This window comes from Acidaminococcus sp. BV3L6 (genome assembly GCF_000468835.1).
Lineage (GTDB): Bacteria > Bacillota > Negativicutes > Acidaminococcales > Acidaminococcaceae > Acidaminococcus > Acidaminococcus intestini.
Window position 1 is genome coordinate 35,099 of record NZ_AWUR01000055.1, and the last position, 25,753, is coordinate 60,851.

23 protein-coding genes are annotated in these 25,753 nt (G+C 50.8%); 17 read left to right on the plus strand and 6 right to left on the minus strand.

Features of this window, described 5'->3' with window-relative positions; genetic code table 11:
* Positions 1-68 precede the first annotated feature (68 nt).
* From HMPREF1246_RS09800 to HMPREF1246_RS09815, 4 genes are all read left to right on the plus strand, one after another.
* Entirely contained in the window at positions 69-1,544 is a 1,476-nt protein-coding gene (locus HMPREF1246_RS09800; protein ID WP_016459892.1) for a sodium:solute symporter family protein, read from the plus strand.
* Positions 1,545-1,572: 28 nt separating this feature from the next.
* A complete protein-coding gene (locus HMPREF1246_RS09805; protein ID WP_021737429.1) occupies positions 1,573-3,177 on the plus strand; it encodes an amidohydrolase family protein in 1,605 nt (534 codons plus the stop codon).
* On the plus strand, positions 3,177-3,560 hold the full coding sequence (locus HMPREF1246_RS09810) for a RidA family protein (protein WP_016459894.1): 384 nt from the start codon (positions 3,177-3,179) through the stop codon (positions 3,558-3,560). The genes HMPREF1246_RS09805 and HMPREF1246_RS09810 overlap by 1 nt, the downstream gene beginning before the upstream one ends.
* 149 nt (positions 3,561-3,709) lie before the next feature.
* The gene (locus HMPREF1246_RS09815; RefSeq protein ID WP_021737410.1) at positions 3,710-5,056 is read left to right on the plus strand and encodes an MATE family efflux transporter; all 1,347 of its coding nucleotides are present in this window, start codon (positions 3,710-3,712) and stop codon (positions 5,054-5,056) included.
* Positions 5,057-5,735: 679 nt separating this feature from the next.
* On the opposite strand, the gene citF is transcribed toward HMPREF1246_RS09815, so the two are convergent.
* The 3 genes from citF to HMPREF1246_RS09835 all read right to left on the minus strand — a co-directional run bounded on the left by citF (position 5,736) and on the right by HMPREF1246_RS09835 (position 10,374).
* Positions 5,736-7,295 (minus strand): citrate lyase subunit alpha, encoded by a 1,560-nt coding sequence (gene citF / locus HMPREF1246_RS09825; RefSeq protein WP_021737392.1) that lies wholly within the window; start codon positions 7,293-7,295, stop codon positions 5,736-5,738.
* A 201-nt stretch (positions 7,296-7,496) separates the two neighbouring features.
* Positions 7,497-8,801, minus strand: a complete 1,305-nt coding sequence (locus HMPREF1246_RS09830; RefSeq protein ID WP_016459898.1) for a 2-hydroxycarboxylate transporter family protein — start codon at positions 8,799-8,801, stop codon at positions 7,497-7,499.
* A 517-nt stretch (positions 8,802-9,318) separates the two neighbouring features.
* Positions 9,319-10,374, minus strand: coding sequence for an AbrB family transcriptional regulator (locus HMPREF1246_RS09835; RefSeq protein ID WP_021737398.1), 1,056 nt, complete (start codon positions 10,372-10,374; stop codon positions 9,319-9,321).
* A gap of 267 nt (positions 10,375-10,641) precedes the next feature.
* Between HMPREF1246_RS09835 and HMPREF1246_RS10925 the strand changes: the two genes are divergently transcribed.
* Positions 10,642-10,977 carry a hypothetical protein gene (locus tag HMPREF1246_RS10925; protein ID WP_021737397.1) on the plus strand — a complete coding sequence of 112 codons (336 nt, stop codon included), beginning with the start codon at positions 10,642-10,644 and terminating at the stop codon, positions 10,975-10,977.
* Entirely contained in the window at positions 10,967-11,287 is a 321-nt protein-coding gene (locus HMPREF1246_RS10930; protein WP_021737388.1) for a cupin domain-containing protein, read from the plus strand. Before HMPREF1246_RS10925 ends, HMPREF1246_RS10930 begins: the two co-directional genes overlap by 11 nt.
* Positions 11,288-11,490: 203 nt before the next feature.
* On the opposite strand, the gene HMPREF1246_RS09845 is transcribed toward HMPREF1246_RS10930, so the two are convergent.
* Positions 11,491-12,399 carry a M48 family metalloprotease gene (locus HMPREF1246_RS09845; protein WP_021737414.1) on the minus strand — a complete coding sequence of 303 codons (909 nt, stop codon included), beginning with the start codon at positions 12,397-12,399 and terminating at the stop codon, positions 11,491-11,493.
* Positions 12,400-12,920: 521 nt separating this feature from the next.
* Here HMPREF1246_RS09845 and HMPREF1246_RS09850 point away from each other — a divergent pair.
* The 11 genes from HMPREF1246_RS09850 to HMPREF1246_RS09905 all read left to right on the plus strand — a co-directional run bounded on the left by HMPREF1246_RS09850 (position 12,921) and on the right by HMPREF1246_RS09905 (position 22,654).
* The gene (locus tag HMPREF1246_RS09850) at positions 12,921-13,946 is read left to right on the plus strand and encodes a TRAP transporter substrate-binding protein (RefSeq protein WP_021737447.1); all 1,026 of its coding nucleotides are present in this window, start codon (positions 12,921-12,923) and stop codon (positions 13,944-13,946) included.
* A 20-nt stretch (positions 13,947-13,966) separates the two neighbouring features.
* On the plus strand, positions 13,967-14,488 hold the full coding sequence (locus HMPREF1246_RS09855; protein ID WP_021737405.1) for a TRAP transporter small permease: 522 nt from the start codon (positions 13,967-13,969) through the stop codon (positions 14,486-14,488).
* On the plus strand, positions 14,485-15,762 hold the full coding sequence (locus HMPREF1246_RS09860; RefSeq protein WP_009016316.1) for a TRAP transporter large permease: 1,278 nt from the start codon (positions 14,485-14,487) through the stop codon (positions 15,760-15,762). The genes HMPREF1246_RS09855 and HMPREF1246_RS09860 overlap by 4 nt, the downstream gene beginning before the upstream one ends.
* A 71-nt stretch (positions 15,763-15,833) precedes the next feature.
* Complete coding sequence (locus HMPREF1246_RS09865; RefSeq protein WP_016459903.1) at positions 15,834-16,475, plus strand: lactate utilization protein; 642 nt, start codon at positions 15,834-15,836, stop codon at positions 16,473-16,475.
* A 417-nt stretch (positions 16,476-16,892) separates the two neighbouring features.
* Positions 16,893-17,129: a hypothetical protein gene (locus tag HMPREF1246_RS09870; RefSeq protein ID WP_035224790.1), complete on the plus strand. Its 237-nt coding sequence runs from the start codon at positions 16,893-16,895 to the stop codon at positions 17,127-17,129.
* Positions 17,130-17,574: 445 nt separating this feature from the next.
* Positions 17,575-18,747, plus strand: a complete 1,173-nt coding sequence (locus HMPREF1246_RS09880) for a CapA family protein (RefSeq protein WP_231368287.1) — start codon at positions 17,575-17,577, stop codon at positions 18,745-18,747.
* 23 nt (positions 18,748-18,770) lie between these two features.
* The gene (locus tag HMPREF1246_RS09885) at positions 18,771-20,135 is read left to right on the plus strand and encodes an MATE family efflux transporter (RefSeq protein WP_021737444.1); all 1,365 of its coding nucleotides are present in this window, start codon (positions 18,771-18,773) and stop codon (positions 20,133-20,135) included.
* A complete protein-coding gene (locus HMPREF1246_RS09890) occupies positions 20,132-20,584 on the plus strand; it encodes a DUF523 domain-containing protein (protein ID WP_009016312.1) in 453 nt (150 codons plus the stop codon). Before HMPREF1246_RS09885 ends, HMPREF1246_RS09890 begins: the two co-directional genes overlap by 4 nt.
* 11 nt (positions 20,585-20,595) lie before the next feature.
* Positions 20,596-21,141, plus strand: a complete 546-nt coding sequence (locus HMPREF1246_RS09895) for a zinc-ribbon domain-containing protein (RefSeq protein ID WP_009016311.1) — start codon at positions 20,596-20,598, stop codon at positions 21,139-21,141.
* Complete coding sequence (locus tag HMPREF1246_RS09900; RefSeq protein WP_009016310.1) at positions 21,138-21,803, plus strand: N-acetylmuramoyl-L-alanine amidase; 666 nt, start codon at positions 21,138-21,140, stop codon at positions 21,801-21,803. Before HMPREF1246_RS09895 ends, HMPREF1246_RS09900 begins: the two co-directional genes overlap by 4 nt.
* Positions 21,804-21,808: 5 nt before the next feature.
* A complete protein-coding gene (locus HMPREF1246_RS09905; protein WP_231368289.1) occupies positions 21,809-22,654 on the plus strand; it encodes a serine hydrolase in 846 nt (281 codons plus the stop codon).
* 791 nt (positions 22,655-23,445) lie between these two features.
* Here the strand turns inward: HMPREF1246_RS09905 and HMPREF1246_RS09910 are convergent.
* Together HMPREF1246_RS09910 and HMPREF1246_RS09915 are read right to left on the minus strand one after the other, a co-directional pair.
* On the minus strand, positions 23,446-24,423 hold the full coding sequence (locus tag HMPREF1246_RS09910; protein WP_021737384.1) for an MBL fold metallo-hydrolase: 978 nt from the start codon (positions 24,421-24,423) through the stop codon (positions 23,446-23,448).
* A gap of 14 nt (positions 24,424-24,437) precedes the next feature.
* Entirely contained in the window at positions 24,438-24,974 is a 537-nt protein-coding gene (locus HMPREF1246_RS09915; RefSeq protein ID WP_035224792.1) for a DUF805 domain-containing protein, read from the minus strand.
* Positions 24,975-25,753: the final 779 nt, after the last annotated feature.

The following is a 25,753-nucleotide window of genomic DNA, read 5'->3' on the forward strand; positions in this document are numbered from 1 at the left end:
TTTTATCCGATAAATAATCTGATAAAAGGGAATAATCGTATAAAAGTGGTGATGAGGAGATGAATAATATGAGTCAAAAGCAAATTACAGCTTTAATTATTATTTTTCTGTATATGATTGCTACAATTGCAATCGGATTAATTGTATCCAAGATGAAATCTAAGAAAAAAGCTTCTCAGAGCAATGAAGATTTTTTGATGGCCGGAAAATCTCTTGGCCCATTAACTTTGGCAGGTACGCTTTTTGCTGCCAATACAGGCGGGGCCAGTACTACAGGTATCGCAACCAATGTTTTCCAATACGGTCTTTCTGCAAGCTGGTACGTTATTGCTGGAGGTATCGGTTTCATCTTAGTATCTTTTATTGCTCCTTATTTTAGACGGGCGGCTGCTTCCACGGTTCCTCAAATCATTGGGAAACGTTACGGAAAACCGTCTCATATGGTAACGGCATTTACATCGATTGCAGCACTTTTTATGGCAACTGGGGCCCAGATCATTGCAACAGCATCCATTATTAACGTCGTAACGGGGATTAGTTTTCAAACAGCCGCTGTCATTACAACCGCTGTTGTTATCCTTTATACAATGGTTGGCGGTTTTGCCTCTGTTGCAGCGGCAAATATGATGCATGTTCTATTCATCACTATTGGTATGGCAGTTGCTATGTTTATTATGGCAGAAAATCCTGCTGTGGGCGGTTTTTCGGCACTATTCGCTAAAGCAGCAGCTATGAAGACGGCAACGGGTGCTGACATGAACATGCTCAGTATGACGAAAATTGGTGTTCCAACGGTTATTGGCTACATTGTTATGTATTGTATGACTTTCCCTACGGGGCAAGAAATTGTCCAGACATTCTGCTCTGCTAAAGATGGTAAATCCGCAAAGATTGGTTCTGTTCTTACCGGCATTCTTTCCGCAGTTTATGCAATTGTTCCTGCCATGATCGGTCTTATGGCATACACTTGTATTGATGGATATGCTGTAAGTCAACAGAAAAATGCATTGGCTGATGCAACGATGCAGTTTGCACCGTCTATTATTGCTGGCATTATCCTCGCTGCTGTTGTCGCAGCTACAATGAGTTCTGCTTCCGGTAACATGATTGGTACGGCAACAATGTTCACAAATGACGTATATCGGCCCTATATCCGTGGCGGTGTTCATGATGATAAGAAGGAAATTTTGGTTTCCCGCGTTGTTATGACCATTGTTGGGCTTGTTGGTCTTGGTGTAGCTCTTACTGCCTCGAACATTATCTCTGTTATGATGAGTGCTTTTGCCCTGAGAAGTGCGGGTCCGTTTGCAGCCTTTATTGGGGGGTTATTCTGCAAGAATGTAACGAAAGATGCCGGGTTCCTGTCTATCTTAAGCGGTACGGCTGTTGCGGCCTATTGGACCTATGCTCTTAAATCTCCCTTTGGACTTAGTGCTATGGTTCCTGGCGGCATTGTGGCATTTGCAGTGCTCTTCATTGTTTCTAAGTATCAAATTAGCCGTGGTGTAGAAGCAGCGGCTCCAATCGAACTGGATAAAGAATAACTTAATTAGAATAGAAGGAGGAAATAAAATGAAGACTTTGTTGAAAAATGGTGTCGTTGTCGATGGCTCTGGCTCCAACCGTTATCAAGCGGATGTTCTGATTGATGGCGATAAAATTGTAAAAATCGGTAAGATTGATGCGGCAGACGGCGCTGAAGTCATTGACGTGACTGGTCTCGTTGTTGCCCCTGGATTCATTGATACGCACAGCCACAGTGATCTCCAGATTCTTGTTGATCCTGAAGTTCGTCCTAAGGTCATGCAGGGAATCACGACGGAAATCTTGGGGCAAGATGGAATCTCCATGGCTCCACTGCCGGAAAAATATATCAGTCCTTGGAGAAAGAACCTGGCTGGTCTTGATGGTGACTCCGATCAGGTAAATTATCATTATCGTGATACAGCAGGGTATCTTAAGATGATTGATGATGTAAAACCAGGTCCTAACGAATGCTACCTCGTTCCTCATGGCAATGTCCGTATGGAAGCAATGGGCCTTGATAACCGCCAACCTACGGATGAGGAACTACAGAAGATGAAGGACATTGTCCGTCGGGAAATGGAAAATGGTGCTATCGGGCTTTCCACGGGGCTTATCTATATGCCCTGTGCTTATGGTCAAACCAAGGAAGTTGTTGAAATGTGCAAAGTTGTCGCTGAATATGATGGCCGTTTTGTCATTCATCAGCGCAGCGAAGCAGACACCATTCTTGATTCGATGAAAGAGGTTATCCAAATTGGTAAGGAGTCTGGCGTCAAGATCCATTATTCGCACTTCAAAGTCTGCGGTCGTAAGAACTGGGACAAAATTGATGGAATGATTCAGCTTCTCGAAGAAGCTGAAAAAGAAGGTATCGACGTCTCCTTTGATCAATATCCGTATGTAGCAGGCAGCACGATGCTGGGGGTCATCCTGCCGCCTTGGGTTCATGATGGCGGGACCAATAAGGTCATTGAACGTCTCAACGATCCGGAACTTCGCAAAAAAATGGTCTATGATATCGAACACGGTATCCCTGGATGGGATAACTTTGTTGATTTTGCTGGCCTCGATCAGATCTATGTAACAAGTGTCAAGACGGATAAGAATAAGGATGCTGTTGGTTTGTCACTGACTGAATTAGGTAAGCTAAGAGGGAAAGATCCCTATGATGCAACTTTCGATCTTCTCCGTGACGAAGAAAATGCTGTAGGCATGGTTGACTTCTATGGTACAGAAGACCATGTGAAACTCTTCATGAAACGTCCGGAAATGAACGTCTGCACGGATGGACTTTTGGGCGGGAAACCGCATCCTCGTGTTTATGGTGCTTTTCCGCGTGTTCTTGGTAAATATGTTCGTGAAGATAAGGCCCTAACCCTTGAACAAGCTGTATATAAGATGACAGGTAAACCAGCAGCTACCTTCAATATCAAAAATCGTGGCCAAATTAAGGAAGGAGCCTACGCTGATATTACTGTCTTCAACCCTGATACGGTCATTGACAAAGGCACATTTACAGACCCGACTCAATACCCGGAAGGAATCGAATACGTCATGGTAAATGGTGTATTTGAAGTTGCTGGTGGAAAATATACAGGCAGGAGAAATGGTACTGTTCTCAGAAAAAAAGGAAAAGAGGTTGTAAAATAATGAAAAAGCAAATTATCTCTACGAAAAATGCCCCTTCTGCTGTAGGGCCTTACGTCCAAGGCATCAAGGCCGGCAATACGGTTTATGTATCGGGCCAGCTTGGCATTGATGTAGCGCTTGGAAAACTGCCGGATACGCTGGAAGCCCAAGCCCACGCGTCCATGAAGAATCTTGGCGCAATCCTAAAGGAAGCGGGTGCTTCCTACGGAGATATTGTAAAAACGACGATCTTTCTTCAGGATATGAATGATTTTGGGAAGGTCAATGAAATCTATAAATCCTATTTTACGGATGGATTCCCAGCCCGCTCCTGCGTGGAAATCGGGAAGCTACCGCTGGGTGGTCTCGTCGAAGTGGAATGTGTTGCCGTCATCGATGACTGAATAAGAACAACCGTCCTCTCCAGTTGGGAGAGGGCGGTTTTTCGATTCTTCCTTAAGCCAAGTATCATTAAAATCGTAGTTGCACCGATTTCCCTTAGGTATATAATAGATAGGCACACTAGGAATTTTTGAGAATGTGGGTGGTTTAGATGAGCCGAGCGCAAATCAATATGCTGGAAGGATCCCTTGTGGGACCTATTTTTCAATTTGCAATCCCTGTTGCAATGATTGGTATCCTGCAGCAGATGTTCAATACTGCAGATATTATGGTCTTGGGCCGTTTTGTTGGGACGGAGGCCCTTGCCGCGGTGGGCAACAATGCACCTGTCATTGGGGTTCTCGTTAATCTTTTCCTGGGGATTTCCCTCGGCGCCAATGTGCTGATTGCCCGGAAACTTGGCGGAGGACGGCTGAAGGAAGCTTCTGAAGCGATTCATACAACGGTCCTTATGGCCGGACTCACGGGGCTTTTTATCCTTTTTGTGGGCGAAATCTTTGCGGGGCCCCTCATGGGCTGGATGGGGGTTCCTCTTGAGGTGCGGGAGGCTTCGGAATTATATCTGCGCGTTTATCTATTGGGAATGCCAGGGATGACGCTCTATGACTTTTTATCGGCCATTTACCGCAGTCATGGCAATGTCAGGACGCCGCTTCTTTCCCTTGTAACGGCAAGTATCGTCAATATTGCAGGCAATTTGCTGGCTGTCTTTTTAGGGTTTGGCCTTGCCGGCGTTGTAACCGTGACCGCTATCGCAAACTATATCAGTTCGGGTCTTCTCCTGCGTCTTTTGCGTTATGAACATGGGGTGCTCCATTTTTATCCCGGTGCCATCCGCGTCCGCATGGAGGACATCAAGGAAATTCTCCGCGTTGGTGTGCCGGCAGGTATCCAGGGGATGGTCTTTAATTTTTCGAACCTTGTTATCCAGTCGGCCATCAACAGCGAAGGGTCTCTTGCCATGGCTGCTTCGGCAGCGGCCTATGTCCTTGAAATCAATACCTATCCTTTTATCAATGCTTTTGGGCAGGCGGTGACGACTTTTACCAGTCAGAACTTTGGTGCGGGCAATATCAAGCGTTGTTTGAACGTAGTGAAAAAAGGCCTGACGCTGAACTTTGGCTTTACCTGCTTTTTGACGGTGCTTGTCTTTTTGGCTGCGCGGCCCTTTTTGGAGGTCTTTGGCCTAGAACCTGATGCCATGGAACTTGGCATGATGCGTGTCCATATCATCATCGGCTTTTATTTTCTCTCGTCTATCTATGAAAGCCTTGCCGCGTCCATGCGTGGCTTCGGAAACTCCCTTGCACCGGCTCTTGGCATGCTGGTCAGCATCGTCGGCACACGGATGCTATGGCTTGCAACGGTCTATGAGGCGGATCCGACTTTTCGGAATATCATGTGGTGCTATCCGCTTAGCTGGTTTGCCGCCGATGTACTGATTGGGGGACTCTTTGTGAGGGAGATGGGGAAGCAGAAGCGGTTAGCAAAAATTTGATGTAGAACGTGAGCCCCTTGCTTTCAGGAAAGATTACCTGAAGCAAGGGGCTCATGGCGTATCAGAGGAGGACCCGCCTCACGGTGGGGGATCGTGTAAAAGGCTGTCAAGCTGTCTTATTCGGGCAAGGCCCGAATGGCTTTCTCGCGGCCAAGGACGCGGCTATCAAGCTAAAAGACTTGGAGGGTAAAGACCGTGAGACCGGCGCCAAGTTTGTTGTCAAAGGCACGTTTTCTGTCGTTCAAAAGCGATTTCTATGGTAAGGATTCACATAGTTCCAACCAGATCCAGCCCTGCCATGCGGTCTTTTCCCTTAGAACTCGATATAGCGCATTGATCCGCCTTTGCCAAGGAGGGGGCCGAAACCGGGAATTTTCCATAAGCATTGATTAACAAAATTTACCGGTTTTGGTGGTGGATGAGAAGCGCAGCGACGTTTCCTTGCAAGCGGTTAGCGAGGCAGATTCGCCCGAGTTTCGAAGGACGCTTTTAAAGCGTTAGCGAAAGTCCGAGAAACAGGTTCCCGGGCGAATCATTTCGGACCCGTTCCCCCATGAGGGGGCAGTTTGGGGCCGGTGGCGTTACATGTGCCAATGAGTACCTTAAAAGACCATAGCGTACGGCGCCATACCGGATCCTTCGGTTGTGGCGCTTTTTTAGTCAGCCCGAGTTTGACTGATTAACTCTTAGCTTCACCGATCTCTCGTACGACATCGATGATCGATCCGTCCCGTGCTTCAATGATTCCTACGATGCGGTCCTTGAAGGTGACGGCATCGGGGACGCCGGCAATGGCATAGGCCCTGTCGCGCAGTTCTTCTATGGTACAGAAGGGAAGGTCGACACCTTTCATGGCGTCGATGAGGTCCTGACGCTTGGGGTTGATGGCGATGCCAAAGTCCGTGATGACAACGTCCACTGTTTCGCCCGGCGTGGTAATGGTGGTGCATTCGGTCCTCACGGCAGGAATGCGGCCTTGCAGCAGCGGTACGATGACGATGGTGCATTGGGCCCCTGCCGCTGTATCTGGATGCCCGCCCTGGGCGCCTGTAACCATGCCGCTTGAGTCAACGACAACGTTGCAGTTGAAGTGGGTATCCACTTCTAAGGATGCGAGGATGACAAAGTCGAGATGATTGACGTAGGAAGCTTTGTTGAAGGGGTCTGCGTATTCACTGGTTGAGATCTCAATATGTCGGCCTGGATGATTCTTGATGCTTTCAATGGCCCCTGTATCAAAGACTTGGGCATCAACGATACGGTCAATCAGGCCTTCGTCCATCATGTCGCACATGGTCTTTGTGATGCCGCCGAGGGCAAGGCCCATATGGATGCCGTCCTTTCTCATATGTTCGGCAAGAATACCCGTCGAGGCAAGGGAAGCGCCGCCCGCACCTGTTTGGTATGAGAAGCCTTCTTTGTAGTAGGGGGTGTGGATGAGAAATTCTGTCGTATAGCGGGCCATGAGGAGCTTACGCATATCCGTTGTCGGTTTGGCTGGCCCTGTGGCAATCTTAACCGGGTCGCCAATGGCATCGACCACAACGACAGCATCCACGTCTGTCATGGAGATGGATGCCGGAATATTGGGAAAGGGGACCAGGGTGTCCGTAATGGCGACGACATAGTCTGCATACTGGGCATCGACCATGGAATAGCTCAGGACGCCGCAGTCACTTTTTCCGCCGACGGCACGGCAGTTTCCCATAGGGTCACAGGTGGGGGCGCCGATGAAGGCCATATCAATGTGTGTTTCCCCTGATTCGATGGCCCGGACACGGCCGCCGTGGCTGCGCATGATGGCGAGTTTCTTCAGTTTGCCTGTGGAAATGGCTTCGCCAATCTTGCCGCGTACACCGGAAGACTCAATGCCCGTGATCGTTCCGTCTTCAATATAGGGGACGATGGGATCATGAGCTTTTCCTAGGGAGCTGGCACAGATGGTGATGTCCTTGATGCCCATCTCATGGACAGCTTCCATGACGAGGTTCACGATATAGTCCCCTTCGCGGAAATGATGGTGGAAGCCAAAGGTCATGCCGTCATGAACCCCGCCGGCAATGAGGGCGTCCTTGATGGAGGAAAGGACCTTGCTGCGGGTTGGCACTATATGGGCGCGGGATTGATTGGCCGCGCGCCGATACACTTTTTGGTCGTTATGGAAACTGCCTTTAAAGACTTCTTTGCCGGTTCGTGCAAGGATTTCATCTGGAATTTCACGGCCGACTGCATTTTTCATAGAAAAACCTCCTTCGAGCGATGAATGGTCTTTATCTACAGCCTATTGGTTCAAGGATTGATGTGTCAAGGGGCCTTGACCTCCCCTAAAAAGGGGGACTGCTTTTTTTAATGGATTTTTGTAATCCGCGGTGTTATGGATCTGCTTTCCTTGAGAAAAAAACTTCCCGCCTCAAGGAAGCAGGAAGTTTTTGACAGGTTCTTATTTAATGAGGGCACCAAAGAGGATGGATCCGATGATCAGGACGATACCGCCGCCCAGACGGCTGGACAGCTGGGCATAGGCGATGAGGCCCATACGATGGGAAGCACCCAGTACAGCAAGGTCGCCGGAACCGCCGCGGTTTGCCATGCAAAGACCAGCGGTGATGGCAGAGTCGATGGGATAGAAGCCAACGAGCTGACCGACGATTGCGGAACCGATGATGGCGCCGACAACAATCAGGAAGGCGATGACGACGTTGCTGAGGTTGATGGCATCAATCAGCTGGTTCAGGTCCGTATCGGCACCAACGCCGACCATGATGATGAGAACGAGGCAGGAGCTCATGAAGGACTGCAGACGTTTAGCTGCTGCTTTTGTTGCGTTCGGGACAATCCCTGTCATGGCTGCAATGGTAACGATGATGATCATCCAAGCAAAGGGATGAATGGCAACACCGAAGACTTTCGGCAGGATGGCTTTACCCATGAGACGGCCGGCTGCATAGAAGCCAACGCCCATGAAGAAGGCACCGCCCATTTCCTTGATGGAAGGAATGGCATCGTTCTTTTCCGCTTCGATATCAAGGCCGGTACGGATCAGGGTGTTGCCGTCGCCGGTGAGCTGCGGATGTTTATGACCGATCTGGTTCAGGATAGCCGCCGTCAGGATGGCGAAGATGTTCGCAATGGTCAGGATCGTAATGGCGAAGGTGTAGTAGTTGGCTGCCTTGTCGCCCGTTACGGTCTCATAGATCTGGGAAAGCGGTACAGCACCGGCACCGTTGCCGCCGCCCATGATGGGAAGGACATAGTTCAGAAGGATCATATCCGGGGCAATGCCAAAGACGAGGCCGCCGGCAACCCCGAGCACGGCCGCGCCGATGAGGCCGCCAAAGATGGCAGGCAGATACCCAGCGAAGGATTTCAGCAGGAGTTTCTTTTCCAGACCAAGAATGGAACCACAGATCAGGAAGACAATGAAGAAGCTCAGGAAGTCAGCTTGATCCATGACCATGCCAACGGCTTTGGCATATTTGGCGGGAACCATCTTATTTGTAAACAGATAAGCCGAAACGAGGAAGGTCAGAACGAGACCGCCACCGATATAGGAATTCCAGAAGGGGATGCGTTCACCGATTTCGTTGCAGATAATACCGAGGGCCAGCATGAAGGCAAAACCACCAGCAAGATCAGTGCTTAGGGAACCGGTCATAACACCTGCGGCCACAATGATGATGAAGCCGAGGCAGAGGGGCCAACTAAGGCCAAAGGGGGTGAAACTTTTCTTTTTTTCGTCGCTCATGATTGGACTCCTTTCGAAACTTGAATGGCTTTTGGGATGTGAAGGGGCAGGGGACAGCTGTCCATTTGTCACGCGCTTTCGTCAGGACCCGTAAAAAATAAAATGGCGGTCCGATGACAGTGGGCCCAAGGGAAAGGCGTGGCGCCGTTTCACATTCGCAAAAAGGGGCGCGGGCGACCCCGCAGCCAAGTGAAGGTGATACTGTTCTCAAATCCTTCACAATTGAATCCTATCATAGATTAGGTGGACTTTCAAATAACAAGTTTTAAATATAAATAATAAGAAAAACCTTATGAAATGGCTGAAATCCTTGTAATCATGCGGTATATGGACGACGACGGTAAAATTCAAATTTTACTGAAATTAAAATAGTTGTTTTAAATTATGGATAATTGATTTGATTTTTGAAAAGAAACGTTACGGTAATCAAGAAAAAAGAGCGGGAAAGGCGTTATTTTGTCTTTCACCGGTTCCCATATGCTTTTGACCATTGGCAGCTTTTCACCAATCCTTCCGCTTACAGGCTTTCTTTGGGGAAAAAGCGTTTAATGGCAAAGGGCACGGCAAAGTTCAGCATGAGAACACGGATCAGCTGGTAGGTGAGGATCATGGCAACATCCTGGCTCATTTCCATGCCGGCTAGACACATTTCAGCAATACCACCGGGAGCTACGGCAAGGAAAGCGCCAATCGGAGAATAGCCGTAAGCTTTTCCGATGATGACGGCTACGACCGCGCTGGTTCCGACCATGAGCAGGGAGCCAACAAGGACATTGGGAACAAGGCGCTTGGTTCGCAGCAGTTTATCCCGGTCAAGCATGGTTCCAATATAGATGCCAATGCTCATTTGGGCAAAAGCCATGACGGCGGGGGGAACAGAAGGAATCGGACCCCAGAGTGTGGCATAAAAAGCGGTAAAGAGGATGGGCCCTAAAAGGTTCCCCGTGGGCAGATGGACCTTGCGGGCAAAAAGCTGCCCCATTACGGCAAGGGGAAAAACGATGAGCCAGCCCGGGTGAAAGAGCTTCATCCCGTCTGTGACAAGGCCTGCCAAAAGGTCCGGCGCGGCGGTCTTGGTCAGGATCCCGCCAAATAGGTTGATGGCAAGGAAAGGAACGCTCACTTCAACGACGAAAAGGCGCAGGCATTGGGAAACGACGACGACGTTTTCGTCGGCATCATGGTATTCTTCCATAAGGAGCGTCATCTGCGTCAAGCCGCCAGGCAGGCAGCCCATGACACTGCTCAGCAGATTGGCAAAGGTGTGGCGGGCCATGTAGATGGCAACACAGACGGAAACAAAAAGCGTGCTGAGAGAGGCCCCCAGGACGCCGGGCAGTTCTGCGCCCATGCGCATGATGGTGCCTGATGTGCAGTGGGCCCCAATGCCGTACCCCGCTATGCCCAGCATGGCGTTGCGAAGGGAGAGGGACCCAGAAAATGTTGGTCTATAAAAGGTTTTACAGCAAAAGGCGGCAAGAATCCCGCCCAGCATGTAGGGAATTGGGATCTCAAGCTGGCGGAGCAGGAACCCGATGAGTGCAGCAGCAATAAAAACAAGATAGTTAAGCATAAGGCATCTCCTTTTCTGCGGCATCCTGCCCCTCAGGCTGCCGAATCATTCCTTTCCCTTATTGTACCGGAAAGTCAGGGGATGGGCAAATGGGGATTGGGAGCGATGCTGACCGTGTTGGGAGCGGTGAGGGACAAAGAACGGGGAATCTTGCCTGATGCCTCAAAGAGGGGACGAAAGGAGAACTTTCTTTATTTTTGTTGTTTTACCAACAGAATCACATGACCGTTTCCCCTATACTACAAGTAACGAAAGGAGGAACCGACTATGAAAGCCGTTCATACGCCTTTTTCCATTGTAAAAGAAAATGCTTATGTCCCAGGCTGCACGGTTTCGCAGCAGCTTCTTATGGGACCTTCAGCTGCCTTTCACGCGTTTTCCCTTGCGCCCCGTACGGATATCAGCCCAGAGACCTATGCCTATCCTAAGCTCCTGACGGTACTTGATGGGGCCATGACGGTCCAAGCGGGCCGCACCGCGTTTTCCCTTTCCCAAGGGAATAGTCTCATTGTTCCTCTTGGTGTTGCTTTTGGCGTCCACACAGAAAGCGGTGCGATTTTATACCGAACTATCGACAAAGGAGGATCTCATCATGAATCTTGAGGCTGGTCAATTATTTGTATTCAAGGACCTTGTCCCGACAGAAGCGGGAAAGATTGTCAATCGTGACGTTGTTTCGTCGCCCCATATGAAACTGGCCCTCATGGGCTTTGGTGAAGGGACGGGCCTTACGGAACACGCGGCTCCCGGAAAGGCCCTTGTCATGGCCCTTGAAGGGAAAGCTGTCATCACCTATGAAGGAACGGACCATCTCATTTCTGCTGGTGAAAGCTTCGTTTTTGATAAAGGCGGCCGTCATGCGGTTACGGCACAGGGCCCTTTCAAGATGGCGCTGTTATTGGTGCTTGATTGAGAAAGCCTTTCGCCTTGCAGTGAGGAGGCGGTGCCGCTGTCATGAGCATGACCGGCATAGGCGGCCCGCTCATGACGGGAAACTCGTCCTGTGTGGGTTTCTTCAAAATGCAAAACACGGCCCAAGGAGTGCATGAATCGCGCTCCTTGGGCCGTGTTTTGCATTTTTTTATGGATTCGGTCTGGCGTGGCCGAGGGGCAGCCTTATTCCGCTTGCTCTGCGTCCCTGCCTTCTACCTGGGTCACAAGTTCCCTTAGTTTTTCGAGCCGCTTTCGTGTCACAGGGTGATCGGACCATAGGCGGCCAAAAAATCCGGGGGCGTCAGCACCGCCGCCCGATATGTCAAAGAGGGCGTTATGGAGCTCGACGCCGTAGCCGATTTCAAAGGCGTACCTGTCGGCGGCATATTCGTCCTGCCTTGCTTTGACAAGCCGGAGCAGGTGGAGCGGGAAATTCATGGTAAAGCTCAAGGCCTGGATCCACAGGTTGCAGAAAAAGACCATGAGGGAAATGAGTAGGCCCAAGATGGGGATGATGAGAAAGATGCGGAGCATAAAGACGATGGCCCGGTAGATGCCACTGACGAAGGTAATGGGAAGATTCATGCCGTAGCTTAAGAGCAGCCACTGCGTATGGTGATAATGGAGGTGACCCAATTCATGGGCGAGGACACCGCTCACCTCGTCCATGGGAAGCTGGTCAAGGAGCCCCTTAAAGACGACGATATGATGGTCGCCAAAAGCATAGGCGTTGAGCTCTGCCGTGTCTTGGATATAGAGCGTAAAGTCACTGCGCCGAAGGCCCGCTTTTTGGAGCACTGGGTCAAGGCAGGCTTCGATGTAGGCAAGATCATCGCCTTTGGCTCTGCGCGCGCCGTTTACATGGAGAAGGATGGACTGGAAAAAGGAAAAACGGCTCAAAAGGGCAGGAATGATGAGGCAGAGGGCAAGAAGCAAGGTCACATCCTGACTGGTGAGGCCACCTGTGTGCAGGGGGCGGAACCATGTGGAGGGCGTAAAAATGACAAGAGCCTGGATAATGAAATATAGATGCACGACGAGCATGACGTAGTCGATGGCAAACTGGATCAGGAAGAGGAGAAAACTGATCATGAAGGAACCCACTCCTATCGTGATGGATTTTTCCCATTATAGCATAGAAAGAGGGACCTTTTATCCTCTCGGAACCATTTTGCTTTTCTTTCGGGAATGTTCGTTTTAAAAAGACAAAATTAAGCTATGTTGTTAGTAAGTTTACAAAATGCTATCGGATAGAGAAAATATAAAATATTTTGTTGACACATTTCAATTCTGTGGTATACTTGCGTCAATACAATTTTTACAAGCAAAAGGTAATGATCAGGAATAGCATGAACGATGAAGCTAAGAGAGCTGCCGGGTGATGCGAGGCAGTGCGGATAGGGCATGCTTCTCACCTGTAAACCCCTTATCTGAAGGGCCGCGTCCCCTAGGGTAAGGCGCTATGGATGCGTTATAAGGCCAAGAGTACAATGGTAGGGTGGTACCGCGAACCAACGCCCCTGCTGGAGAAGATCCAGCAGGGGTTATTTTTATGTTGCAACTATGGATACAGTATACAGCGGCCTTGCCAGTGTGGAACAAGGAGGAAAACGATGAAAACGAGGAAGATGATGAAAGTGATGACGGCAGCCTGTCTGGCGGTCCTGATGACAGCCTTTGCGGGGTGCGGCAAAAAGGAAGCAGCCACAAGCGGTCAAGGCGGCAAGATCGAGTACAAGCTTGCCTATCATCTGCCAGCGGACCATCCCCTGGCAAAGGGTGTCGAATCCTTTATCCAGAAGGTGAAGGAAAAGACCCATGGCGAGGTGACGATTACGGCCTATCCGGCAGGGCAGCTCTATAACGACAAGAGCATGAACGATGCCATCATGACAGGCGGTGTCGATATGGGCCTTAATACGGTGGGTCGCTGGGCGACGGTGGTGCCTGCTATGGAAGTCTTTGATGTGCCCTTTGTATTTCCTAGCTACGAAAAAATCGATCAGGCCATCGATGGAGGCATGGGCAGGACCCTTGCTGATGAACTGGCGAAAAAGCATGTCAAGGTCGTCTATTGGGCGGACTACGGTTTCGTCCAGTTTGCCAATAACAAGAAGCCTATCCAAAAGCCGCAAGATTTTGAGGGCCTGAAGATCCGTGGTTACAGCGAAATTGCGTCGGAAACCATCAAGGCCCTCGGTGCATCGCCCGTGACCATGGGTTCTGCAGAAGTCTATATGGCTATGCAGCGCGGCACCATTGATGGACAAAGTTCCGGCACGAGCGCCATGCGGGACCGCAAAATCTACGAAGTGGCCAAGTATCTCACCGTGACGAACCATGCATCGCCGGAATTCATTCTCGCCATGAACGACCGCTCCTTTGCCAAGATGAGTAAGGAGCAGCAGGAGGCCTTTATGGAAGCGGCGAAGGAAGTGCAAGAAGAGACCCGAAAAAATGCGAAGGCCATGGATGAAAAGGGCCTGGCGGATCTCAAGGCCAAAGGCATGGAAATCTACGTAGTCCCTGAAGATGAACTGATTGCTTGGCGCAAGGCGACAAAGTCCGTTTGGGATACGTTCCTGAATCATACGGGTTCGATTGGCAAAACGGTCCTTGATATGGCCGTAAAAGTCTAAGGAAGGGAGGGGCGAAGTCCATGCAATCTATATTTGCTGTCTATAACAGGATCCTTGAAAAAGTGACAAATTTTACGGCCGTCCTTGCGGGCATCCTGCTCTTTGTCCCTGTTTTCTCGATTTTTTATGAAGTCGTATCTCGCGGGCTTTTCAATGAACCGACGGAATGGGCCACGGAGCTATCTACCTACTGCGTCCTCATGGCGGGATTTTTAGGCATGGGGGAAGCTATGGCCCGGGGTCGCCATATCCATGTTGATATGATGATTTCCCATTTGCCTCAAAAGACAAATGAAGTCCTGCGCATGGCCGTCTCTATCATCTGCATGATTTTTACAGTCATTTTCTGCTATACATCGGCCCAAATGGTCTATACATCCTATGACCTTGACATGGTGGCGGCAAGTACGCTGCGCATGCCCTTGTGGATTCCCCAGCTGTCCATGCCCATTGGGATCGGGGTCCTGTTCCTGCAGTTTGTCCGCCTCTTTGGCGAATCCGTTCTGGCCTACCGTAACGAGAAAGGAGGAAAGGCCGCATGATTGTCATCTTTACCTTTGCCTTACTGGTGCTTCTTGCCATTGGCGTTCCTGTGGCCTTTTCCTTGGGTGCGTCGGGTCTTTTGGGCATGGTGCTTTTTATGCCCGGTGACGGCGCCCTGGAGCAAATTCCCATCCTGGCCTATAAGGCTCTCGATGATTTTGTCCTCTGCGCCGTGCCGCTTTACATCCTCATGAGCGCCATTTTGCTCAAGGGAAAGGTCGGGGAAGACCTTTTTGACCTGGGCAATAAGTGGTTGCGGCATCTGCCCGGCGGCCTTGGCATTGCGACGATTGTCGCCTGCGGCATCTTTGCCGCGATTACAGGTTCCAGTGTGGCCTGCGCGGTCACAGTCGGAGCCATTGCCATTCCGGAAATGCTGAAACGGGGCTATGACCGGTCCGTTGTACTGGGCGCCGTGGCCGGCGGCGGAACGCTGGGTATCCTCATTCCGCCGTCCATTCCCATGATCCTTTATGGGTCCATTACGGGTGAATCCATTGGCCAGCTTTTTATGAGTGGTGTCCTTCCCGGCGTGCTCATGACGGTCTTTTTCATTTTTATCGTCGTCTACCGCTCCCGTCATTTAAAGCTTGAAAAAAAGGCGCCCCTTTCCGAACGCTTTGCTGCCCTGAAAGGGTCCATTTGGGGACTGCTCCTTCCTGTCATCGTTGTGGGCGGCATCTATACGGGGGCCTTTACGCCGACGGAAGCAGCCGCTGTCGGTACGGTCTATGCCCTTTTCATCACCTTTGTGATTTACCGAACCCTTTCCGTAAAGGACCTGCCGGGCATTCTCATGGAGACGGTGGGAACGTCGGCCATGATCTTTGCCATCATGATCGGTGCGTCCCTCTTTGGCTTTGTTCTCACCATTTTGCAGGTGCCCCAGGCCCTTACGATGATGGTTGCCGAAGTGGAAGTGAGCCGCTGGGTCTTTTTCATTCTGATCAATCTGCTCCTGCTCTTTTTGGGTTGCATCCTTGAAACCGTCTCCATTATCTTTATCACGGTGCCCATCTTATACCCCATCATCAAACAGTTGGGTTTTGATCCCATTTGGTTCAATGTCGTGATGCAGATCAACATGGAAATGGCCCTTATCACGCCGCCCGTAGGCATGAATCTTTTTGTCCTCAAAGGCGTCAGTCCCGAGAGCCGCATGGAAGACATCATCCGCGGCGTCATTCCCTATATCGGTGTCATGGCGGTAGAAATCCTCTTCCTCTGCTTTGTTCCAGAACTTGCTACGTGGCTTCCAAGTGTCGTTAAATAATAGGCGCTGCCTTTTCTTCCGTGATATAATAAGAGGGAAAGAACAAGCACTCACAGAGGGGAGAGATGGTCATGCTGTCATTTGAAAAGGAACGGAACCGCAAAGTAGCGGAAAAAGTGATCAAGGGACTCCAAAGCCGCAATATGGAAGGCTATTTTGTAGAAACAAAGGACGAAGCCCTAGGCCTTGCTTTGGACTTGATTCCCAAAGGTTCAAGCGTCAGCTGGGGCGGGACCTATTCCATTGAGGAAATCGGACTCAAGGAAGCCCTGATCCAGGGGCAGTACACGGTTTATAACCGGGATACGAAAAAGACGCCCGAAGAAAAGCGGGAGATGATGCTGAAAGCCCACAGCTGCGATACCTTTCTATCAAGTACGAATGCCATTACGGAAGATGGCGTCCTTGTGAACCTTGACGGGAATTCGAACCGCGTTTCCTGCATTGCCTACGGTCCGAAGCAAGTCCTTATGATTGTCGGTATGAACAAGGTGACAAAGGATGTGGAACATGCTGTCTATCGGGTCAGGAACGTTGCGGCCCCAATCAATGCCCAGCGCTTCCCAAATGGAAAGACTCCGTGCAAGGTGAATGGAGCCTGTGCCGACTGCAAGTCGCCTGATACCATTTGCTGCAATCTCCTTGTGACGCGCTTTTCCCAGGAAAAAGGCCGGATCAAGGTAATCTTGGTGAATGAGGCGCTTGGGTTTTAGGGCGGAGCATACATCGCTCCGATTCTCCATAAGGGTGTGCCCCCATTGTTTGCTTCCTGATCTTAACGAGGTAATGGAGGATGACGATACGTCATCTGAACCGAATTCGCAAAAAGCACTTGGAAGAAAAGACCGGAACGTCGGGCAAGAACCGCCCTCCTCATCCACCACCCACGCCCGCAAGCAAGCCTTTTTGGTGGATACCCCGTCTTGGTAAGGCGGAACGGCTTTCGCCGTTTCCAAGGCGAAAAAACGAAGGGAAAAACGCAGAGCCAAAAGACCATAACGCAAAAGATTGTAAGGCAAAAGAACACAAGGTAAGCCCAAAACCGAACGTAGAGATAGGTTCGGTTTTGGGCTCTTATCTTATATTCGGTTTTTGTAAGAAGCGGGTCTTTTTGAAACGTAGGAAGCACAATGGCAGTTGCTGGAACGTCCTTCGACCGGTCTTTTCCCTTAGAACTCGATGCGCAGCATCGATCCGCCTTTGCCAAGGCGGGGGACCGAAACGGCCAGCCTTACGTATTTAAAATTAAAGGCTGGCCGTTTTGGTGGTGGATGAGGAATGCCAGTGACGTATCCTTGCGAGCGGTTAGCGAGGCAGATTCGCCCGGAGTTTCGAAGGACGCTTTTAAAGCGATAGCGGAAGTCTGAGAAACATGTCCCTGGGCGAATTAAGTTTGGACCCGTCCCCCCGTTAGGGGGCGGTTTGAGTCCGGCGTCACATGTGCCAATGAGTGCCTTAAAAGACCATAGCGCACGGCGCCAAACCACCCTCCTCATCCACCACCCACGCCCGCAAGCAAGCCTTTTCGGTGGATACCTCGCCTTGGTAAGGCGGAACGGCTTTCGCCGTTTCCAAGGCGAAAAAACGAAGGGAAAAACGCAGAGCCAAAAGATCATAACGCAAAAGATTGTAAGGCAAAAACACGGAGGCAAAAGATTGTAAGAGAGCGGATCATCTTTTCAATATCTTGTTGTGTGGCAGCCGATCCCCTTCTTTTTCTTCGCAATTTCCCCTGAAATAATGTACAATGGTACTGACCATTGTCGTTTAAAGGAGCCAGTCATCATGACCATCCCGCCCTGTTTTTCTTTCTTGAAAAAAATTTCGCGTTTTCCCTGGCCCCTGCGCCAAGGAGCGCTCCTTTTTGCTTTTACGGCCTTTGTCATCCTACCCGGCACGGCAGAACCTAAAAAGGAGCTGCCGCCGCTCCTCAAGGTTCACGAGGCGGAAATCGCCATTGGCTTGTCGCAAAGGGAAGACCTTCCCCTGCACGATTCTTATGCACTGCAGCAGAAACTTCCTGCAAGGATTGCCGTCGTAACACAGGAAAGACCGGTACCGCCAAAGGAAGAGCCGCCGCAAAAGACGGTTACGGTCCTTACCATTTCCGCAGCAGGGGACTGCACCCTTGGAACGGATGAGTCCTTTGGCTATGAGGGGACGTTTCCCGCTTCCTATGACGCGGCCAATGGGGATGCATCGGTCTTTTTGAAGGGCGTAGCGTCAATCTTTGCCCATGATGATCTCACCCTTGTCAATATGGAGGGAGCCCTGACAGAAAGTACGGACCGGCAGGACAAGACCTTTGCTTTTAAAGGAAAGGCCGACTATGTGCGGGTTCTTACGGAAGGCAGCGTCGAAGCAGCGACCCTTGCCAATAATCACAGCTATGACTATGGGAATGAAGGCTATTGGGATACGTTCGGCACCTTAGGAAAGGCTGGCGTCATGCCCTTTGGCTACGAAGAAAGCCCCGTCATGCTCATCAAGGGCATTCCCGTTGGCCTGATTGGTATCAACGACCTTACGGGCGGCGCGGAGACACAGCTCATTGCGGAACTGGAAAAAGTGAAGCGAAAGGGCGCCCGTCTCATCATCTGCTATTTCCACTGGGGAACGGAGCTTGAGCCCTATGCCGACGAGAACCAGCGCGATCTTGCCCATCTTGCCATCGACCACGGCGCTCATTTGGTTCTGGGTGCCCATCCCCACATTGTGCAGGGAACGGAGACCTATAAAGGGCGGCGCATCATCTACAGTCTGGGAAATTTCTGCTTCGGCGGCAACAGTAATCCCCGTGACAAAGATGCCCTCATTTACCAGGAACGCTTTGCCTTTGAAGATGGGTACCTTCATGGTTCTGATGGCGGCACGCACATTGCCTGCCGCATTTCCTCGACACCTTATTATAATGACTATCGGCCTGTTCTTTATGAGGGGGCCGAAAAGGAACGGGTCCTTCAAAAGATTGCGGACCGGTCCTAACGAAAAAGAAATGAAGTGATTGTATGGCACAAAGCCGCACTAAGGATATGACCCAAGGGTCCATCCTGCCTCTTATTGTAAAATTCAGTCTGCCTCTTCTCATGGGGAACTTCTTCCAACAGACCTATAATCTTGTCGATACGGCCATTGTGGGACAAACCTTGGGGGCTAAGGCCCTTGCCGCCGTAGGCTCGTCGACAAGCATCCAGTTCCTCGTCATGGGGTTTTGCATTGGCATGAGTCTGGGCTTTTCCATCCCTGTGGGACAGCGCTTTGGCGCCAAGGATTACAGCGGCATGCACCGCTATGAATATGCAGGTGGAATCCTTGCCGCCTTATTTGCTGGCCTTGTGACCCTCTTGACGACGGTTTTCTGCAATCACATTCTCCATCTCCTGCAGGTGCCGGAAGAAATCTTTCATGATGCATGGGTCTATCTCATCATCATCTTCTGTGAGATTCCCTTTACGGTCATGTATAATTATCTTGCTGGACTCATGCGGGCCATTGGCGACTCCAAGACGCCTTTTATCTATCTTGCCGTGGCGTCGATCCTTAATATTGGACTGGACTTTCTTTTTATCGTCAATGTTGGGATGGGGGTTGCCGGAGCGGCTTTGGCCACGGTCCTTTCTCAGGCCCTTTCGGCGCTCCTTTGCCTTTATGCGGTGGCGCGCCGTTACGATGTCCTTCATATCGAAGAAGAGGCCCGTCACTACGATTTCCTTGAAGGAAGAGACCTCATGGGCATCGGTATTCCCATGGGGCTGCAGTACTCCATTACGGCCATTGGCTCCATGGTCATGCAGAGCGCCAATAATTCCCTGGGAACGCAGTTTGTATCGGCCTTTACGGCAGGAACAAAGATCAAGCTCTTTCTTCTCGCACCTTTTGATGCCTTTGCCACGGCTGTTTCCACTTTTGTGGCCCAAAACTTCGGTGCCCGCCAGACGGACCGCATCCGCAAGGGCATTTACAAGGGCACCATCGTCAGCGTCCTTTACGGTGCGATTTTTGGCCTTTTTGCTATGATTTTGTGGGGCCGGGACCTGTGCCTGCTCTTTCTTGACGCGGCAAATACCGTCGAACTGGACCTTGCCGCCCTTTACCTGCGCCGCATGGGGTACTGTCTGTGGGTGCTGGGGATCTTGAATGTGTGCCGCATGAGCATCCAAGGCCTGGGCAATGCCCGCAAGGCCATGATGAGCGGGGTCCTTGAGATGATTGCCCGCACCGTCGTGTCCGTCCTTTTTGTTGGCTCCTTTGGCTATGATGCCATTACTTGGGCTGACCAGGCGGCGTGGTTTGCAGCGACTTTCTTTGTTGTGCCTATGGTCATCTATTCCATCCGCAATGTAGAGCAGCATTTTAAGGGGGCCCTGTCATGAGTGAAAAAACCATCCTTGTGAGTGCCTGTCTTTTGGGAACGCCCTGTCGCTATGACGGGAAAAGTAAGCCCCACCGGTTGGTCCAGGCCTTTTTGAAAGCCTCTCATGCCCGCGTCATTCCCATCTGTCCAGAAGTGATGGGCGGACTGTTGACGCCGCGCCCGCCGGCAGAAATCCAGCCTGATGGCCGCGTCAGGACCCAAAGCGGTCTTGATGTGACGGACGCTTATGATCAAGGGGCTGAAAAAGTCCTGCACCTTGCGCAAAAAGAGGGCGCCGATCTTGTTATCCTCCAGGCAAAAAGTCCCAGCTGCGGCGTTTCATCCCGCTACGATGGCTCCTTTACGAAAACCCTTGTAAAGGAGCCTGGCATTACGGCGCGCCTCTTAAAGGCCCATGGCCTCCAGCTTTTGGAGCCGCAGGATCTTGAAGGAAAGAATCTTTTTTGAAAGGAGAAAATATGATGACCAACTATTGTGCTCACTGTGGCCGCATTCTTCCCGAAAACGCCGCGTTCTGCCCAGCGTGCGGAACACCTGTGATAGAGGCCGCCTCCAATCATCAGGAACCAAAGGAGCCAGAAACGTTTTTTGAGCGTTTCAAAGCCGACTATTGGGGAACAAAGGGACGGCTCTGCCGCAAGGCCTATCTCCTGCGCAGCCTTTCTGTTTTTGCTTTATCATTTCTTTTCGTAGCCCTTTATATGGCCGGGCAGTTTTATTTTGCCAAGACGCTGCAGGAAGCGAGCGGGCCTCTTTTTATTGTCCTTTTCATGATGGTAAACAGCCTCGTGATGATGGCTCTTTTCATCATGCCCCAGATGATCCTTCTCATGCTTGCCATTCGCCGTGCCCATGATTTAGGAAAATCAGGGGAGATCGTGGCGTTTATATGGGTTCCCTTTTATGGCCTTTATGTTGCCTTTATGCTTTGCGCCGAAAAGGGAACGGAAGGGGAGAACCGCTATGGACCGGATCCCCTTGCCGAAGAGGGCGTGCATTCGTGAAAAAACGGCTCTTGATCCTTTTTAGCTGCGCCCTGTTGCTGCCGAGCGCCTGCGGTTTTTCCGCACCGGGAAAAAAGGCGGAACGGCCGGCCATCATCCAAAAGTACGTGGCTCAATCACCCAAACGCAACACACTCATGAAAGCTTACAGCAAGCTTCACTATGGCCGGGAAATGACGGACATCAAACCCCGCGCCGTTGTCGTCCACTGGACGGCCAATGATTCCCAAGAGGGAACATACCAATTTTTTTACGCCGAGGAAAATCCAAGGCTTTCCTATGGCACGCTCAATGTGGGCGCCCAGTTTCTTGTGGGCCGGGATGGGGCCATTTGGCAGCTCATGCCGGAAACGGCCCTTGCCCGCCATGCCATTGGGCTCAATTGGTGCGCCATCGGCATTGAAAACGTGGGCGGCGCCAGGGGTAAAGAAGACCTTACGGAGGCCCAACTTAGGGCCAATATTGCTCTCATTTCCTATTTGAAGGATAAGTACCCGACCCTTACGACGGTCCTTGGTCATTATGAGCAGGATAAGGCGAAACAGACGGACCTTTGGCGCGAAGACGTGCCGAACTATTACCATGGAAAGATTGATCCCGGGCCTACCTTTATGAAGGGCTTGCGGGAGGCGCTTACAAAGAAAGGACTGAAATTTTTATGATGGATATGATGAAAAAAGGCGCGGCCCTTATGGGGGCGGCGCTCCTTACAGTCACCCTGTGGAGCACGCCTGTTATGGCGGCGGTAAATGTGCCGGCAAACCTTGCAGCTGTGTCAAAGACCGTCAAAGGTGCCGCACCCTACGGCGTCTATTTCTCCGACCTTAAAACGGGAAAGGGATATTACCGCAACAGCGTACAGACACCGGCAGCCAGTATGATCAAGGTCTTCATCCTTGCTGCCGCCTATGAGGATATTAGGGACGGGAAACTGAGCCTTACAGAGACGTTTACCCTAACGGATAAAAACGTTGTTGCTGGATCCGGCGTCCTTCAAGGAATGCCCAAGGGTACGACGGTCACGGTAAAAAAAGCCCTGGATGAAATGATCATCCACAGTGACAATACGGCGACAAACCTCATGATTGACCGCTTGGGCATGGACCGCGTCAACCGCTACCTTAAGGAGCACGGCTATAAGGATACGACGCTCCGCCGCAAGATGATGGATTTTGATGCCGCGAAAAAAGGCGCCGAAAACATGACCACCGTAAGGGACGTGGGGCTTCTTTTTAAGCGTCTTTATCAGGGAAAATGCGTAAGTAAGGACCTTGATGCCCAAATGCTTGCCATCTATAAGGCCCAGGTCGATACGGATATGCTTCCCGATAAGCTCCCCAAAGGCACGGTCGTAGCCCACAAGACGGGCGAGGTGCGCGACCTGCGCCACGATGGGGGCATCGTCTATACGGCAAAAGGCGACTATGTCCTCGTTGTATTTACGCGGGATTATACGCCGTATGCGTCGGTGGCGGATTTGTCGCGCCGGGTTTATGATGGGTATGTGAAGTGAGTTTTTTGCTCAGCCCAAAAATCGGGCGGATTTAATGAAGTACGTGAGACCATTGCTTGAAAAAGATTTTGTGGAAACAATGGCCTCATGGCCTATCGTACGATGGACCGTCCCACGTTTGGGGATCGCCTACGCCTGGGCGTCCTTTTTATTTTTACTCGGCGCAGAAATCGCGCCGATTCAATGCAGTTACTTGCCATCCTTGCTTGAGAAATGATTCTTTTGAGAGCAAGGAAGGCATGGCGATTCGCAAGAGATTACGTACCACAATTTCATGTTAAAGTCGCCCGAAAAAATGGAGCCCTTGGGCGAGCCACTTCTTGGAATTTTTTCGGTTTTTTAGAGGAAACATGATTCGCCTGAAGCTCATATCGGCCCATCTGCGTTGTCAAAAAGACGCAGACTTCCTAGCAGCACAAAAATGCGTGTGCGGCTTCGTCAGCCTGCAGCTTTTTTCCTAGCATCTGAACCAATCTGAGCCCCATTTGAATCATGTAAATAGAAGAAAGACCAGAACGCCGGCACCAAACTGCTCCTCCTCATCCACCATCCACGCTCGCAAGCAAGCCTTTTCGGTGGATACCCCCGCTTTGGTAAGGCGGAACGGCATTCGCCGTTTCCAAGGCGAAAACACGAAGGGAAAAACACAGAGGCAAAAGATTGAAACGCAAAAGATTGTAAGGCAAAAATCGTAAGAAAAGCCCAAAACCAAATTCAGACGCAGGTTTGGTTTTGGGCTCTTGGTTTTTATTTAGCTTTTGTAAGAGGATAATCCTTGGGTTGGCTGATCGTTACACGGCTCGATATCGATTCTTCCCCTTCACCGTTTCACGAACCACCTTCCCCCGCAGGCGAAGGTAGTCCAGGTGGGCGACAGTTTCGCCGACGGCAAAGAATTTTTGGGCGAGGGGAAATTCTTCCCAGTTGCGGGATCGGATCTTCCACTGCATGCGGCCTGCAATTTCATAAGGCGTCAGCCCCGGCTTTTCGGTTACGATACGGAGCGCTTCGGCAATGCGGCGCTCATGGTGTTCCCGAAGGGCTTTTACGCGTTCTTTTATGGTGCCCATGACGCGGCGATGGCTTGGAAAGGGATGGGGCGCTTCAAGGTTCTCCACTTTTCCCAAACTCTCGAGATAGGCACCTAAGGAGTCCGCCACATTTTCCCAGTCGCAAATATTAGGAGAAATGGTAAAGAGGATGTGGTCTCCGGAAAAAAGCCAGCCTTCCGTCGGCGCGTAAAGGCAGAAATGTCCTGGTGTATGGCCTGGCGTCCAAATCGCCTCAAGGTCCACACCGCCATAATGCAGTTTGTCGCCGTCTTCAAGATATGTGTAGCCGTCAAAGGGTTCCGGTCCTTTCGTTTGGGCAGGATTGACGCGGCGCAGTCCATCTGTTTCTTCTTTCGTAAAGCCATTTTGGACGCATTTTTCGTAGCGCTTGTCCCAGAAGGCCGGATCCTTGAGATTGCGCATGATAGTGCCGTCAATGCGACTGATGTAAATCTTGCAGCCCTCACGGTGCAGGAACGTCGACTGACCCGTATGGTCATTGTGGACGTGGGTCAAAAAGATATCCGTCCGCGTAAGGTCCACGCCGATAGCGTCCAGTTCTTCCACCATGGCCTTTCGACATGTTTCTTCATTGAACCCCGTATCGATGAGAAGGTTGCGCTCTCCTGTAATGAGGTAGCTATTGAGAGCCTTAAGGGGGTTTCCCACGAGAGGGATTTCCAGGCGCCACAGGTTGTTAGCAAGTTGTTCTGCCATGAGAGGGTCCTCCCTTAGTTCATGAGGGGATCCGGGCCAAAGCGGTTGTCGCCAGCCGTTCCCTTTTTGCAAAAGAGCAGGAAAAGAAAGTACAGATTGATGAATGGAATCATGAGCAGGAAAAGGCTCCCCCACGACCGGTCAAGGTCATGGAAGCGCCGCAGGGCAAGGCCCAGCTGAAGGACTGACAAAAAGGCGTCGATGATCCGGGCTGCAAATTCGCCCATGGTAAAGGAAAAACCTGCATCCATGACGGCCATGTGAAGCAGCTCTTCACTGCTTGGATTGTCTGGCTGGAATAGCCTAAAGAAAAAGGCCAAAAGGACCTGAAGGCCTGCCAGGATGAGGGTACGTTGAAAATAGCGTTTTCTGTTGAGGCGTCCCCGAAAACCTAGGAACTTATCCTGAAGCGCGGCATCATGCCACGGTTCGTATTGGGGGCCTGCCGCAAAAGGCGTCTTTGCTTCCTCGGTCGATGCACCGCAGGCGTCACAAAATTTAGCACCGTCGGGCAGGAGATGCCCGCAGTGTTTGCAGAATTGAGTCATCATTGCTCCTTTGGGCCTTATTGGCCTCACCCCCGTGTGCCTTTCAGCATCTTTTGGGGAATATCCTAGAAAAAGAATCATTTTGTAAATCATACCCGAAACGGGGACTTTATGCAAGCAAAGAAGGCGTCAAGGAAAACTCCTTGAACGCCCTCGTACAAAAGCTTACAAATTCGATTCCGTGAGGAAAAGCAAGGTCGCTGTCATTGGTAAAAGCGGGCTTTGTGCCATGAGCCTCGCCGATGCCGAAAGGCGACCAATGAAGCGATCCTCATCGTGACGTGTCACGGCATGTTGTACAACTGGTCCATGTTGCTGCGGAAAGGGCACTCCGTCAAGAGATAAGGCCTCACACGCAGCGGGACTTCCCAAAAGCAGGGCCCCTGCTGAAAATACTGTCAGTACCACCTGTTTCGTCTTATTTCCCATCATCATCAACTCCCGACCTATCCTTGCTACCGATGTGGTTCATCGTCTGCTTTTCTATGGGGACTTGACCCCGTGCTACAAGATTAATGTAACATTTTAAGATGATAAAAACAAGTCGAATAGCCTTTTTGTAATAATTTTTAATCAATGGGATAAAATCAAGAAATTTTAGTGATAGGCGGGAGGCTGTCAAGCAATCTATTGGGGAAGGCCCGAATGGCTGTTTCGAGCAAAAAATCAGAGCGGAAAAGACCGTAACGCTGGATCCAAACTGCCCTATGGGAGGGGCAAATGGTCACTGCTATTTGTAAGGAAACGGTGCTGCCTATTATTTAGTCAGCGCAATTTGTGCA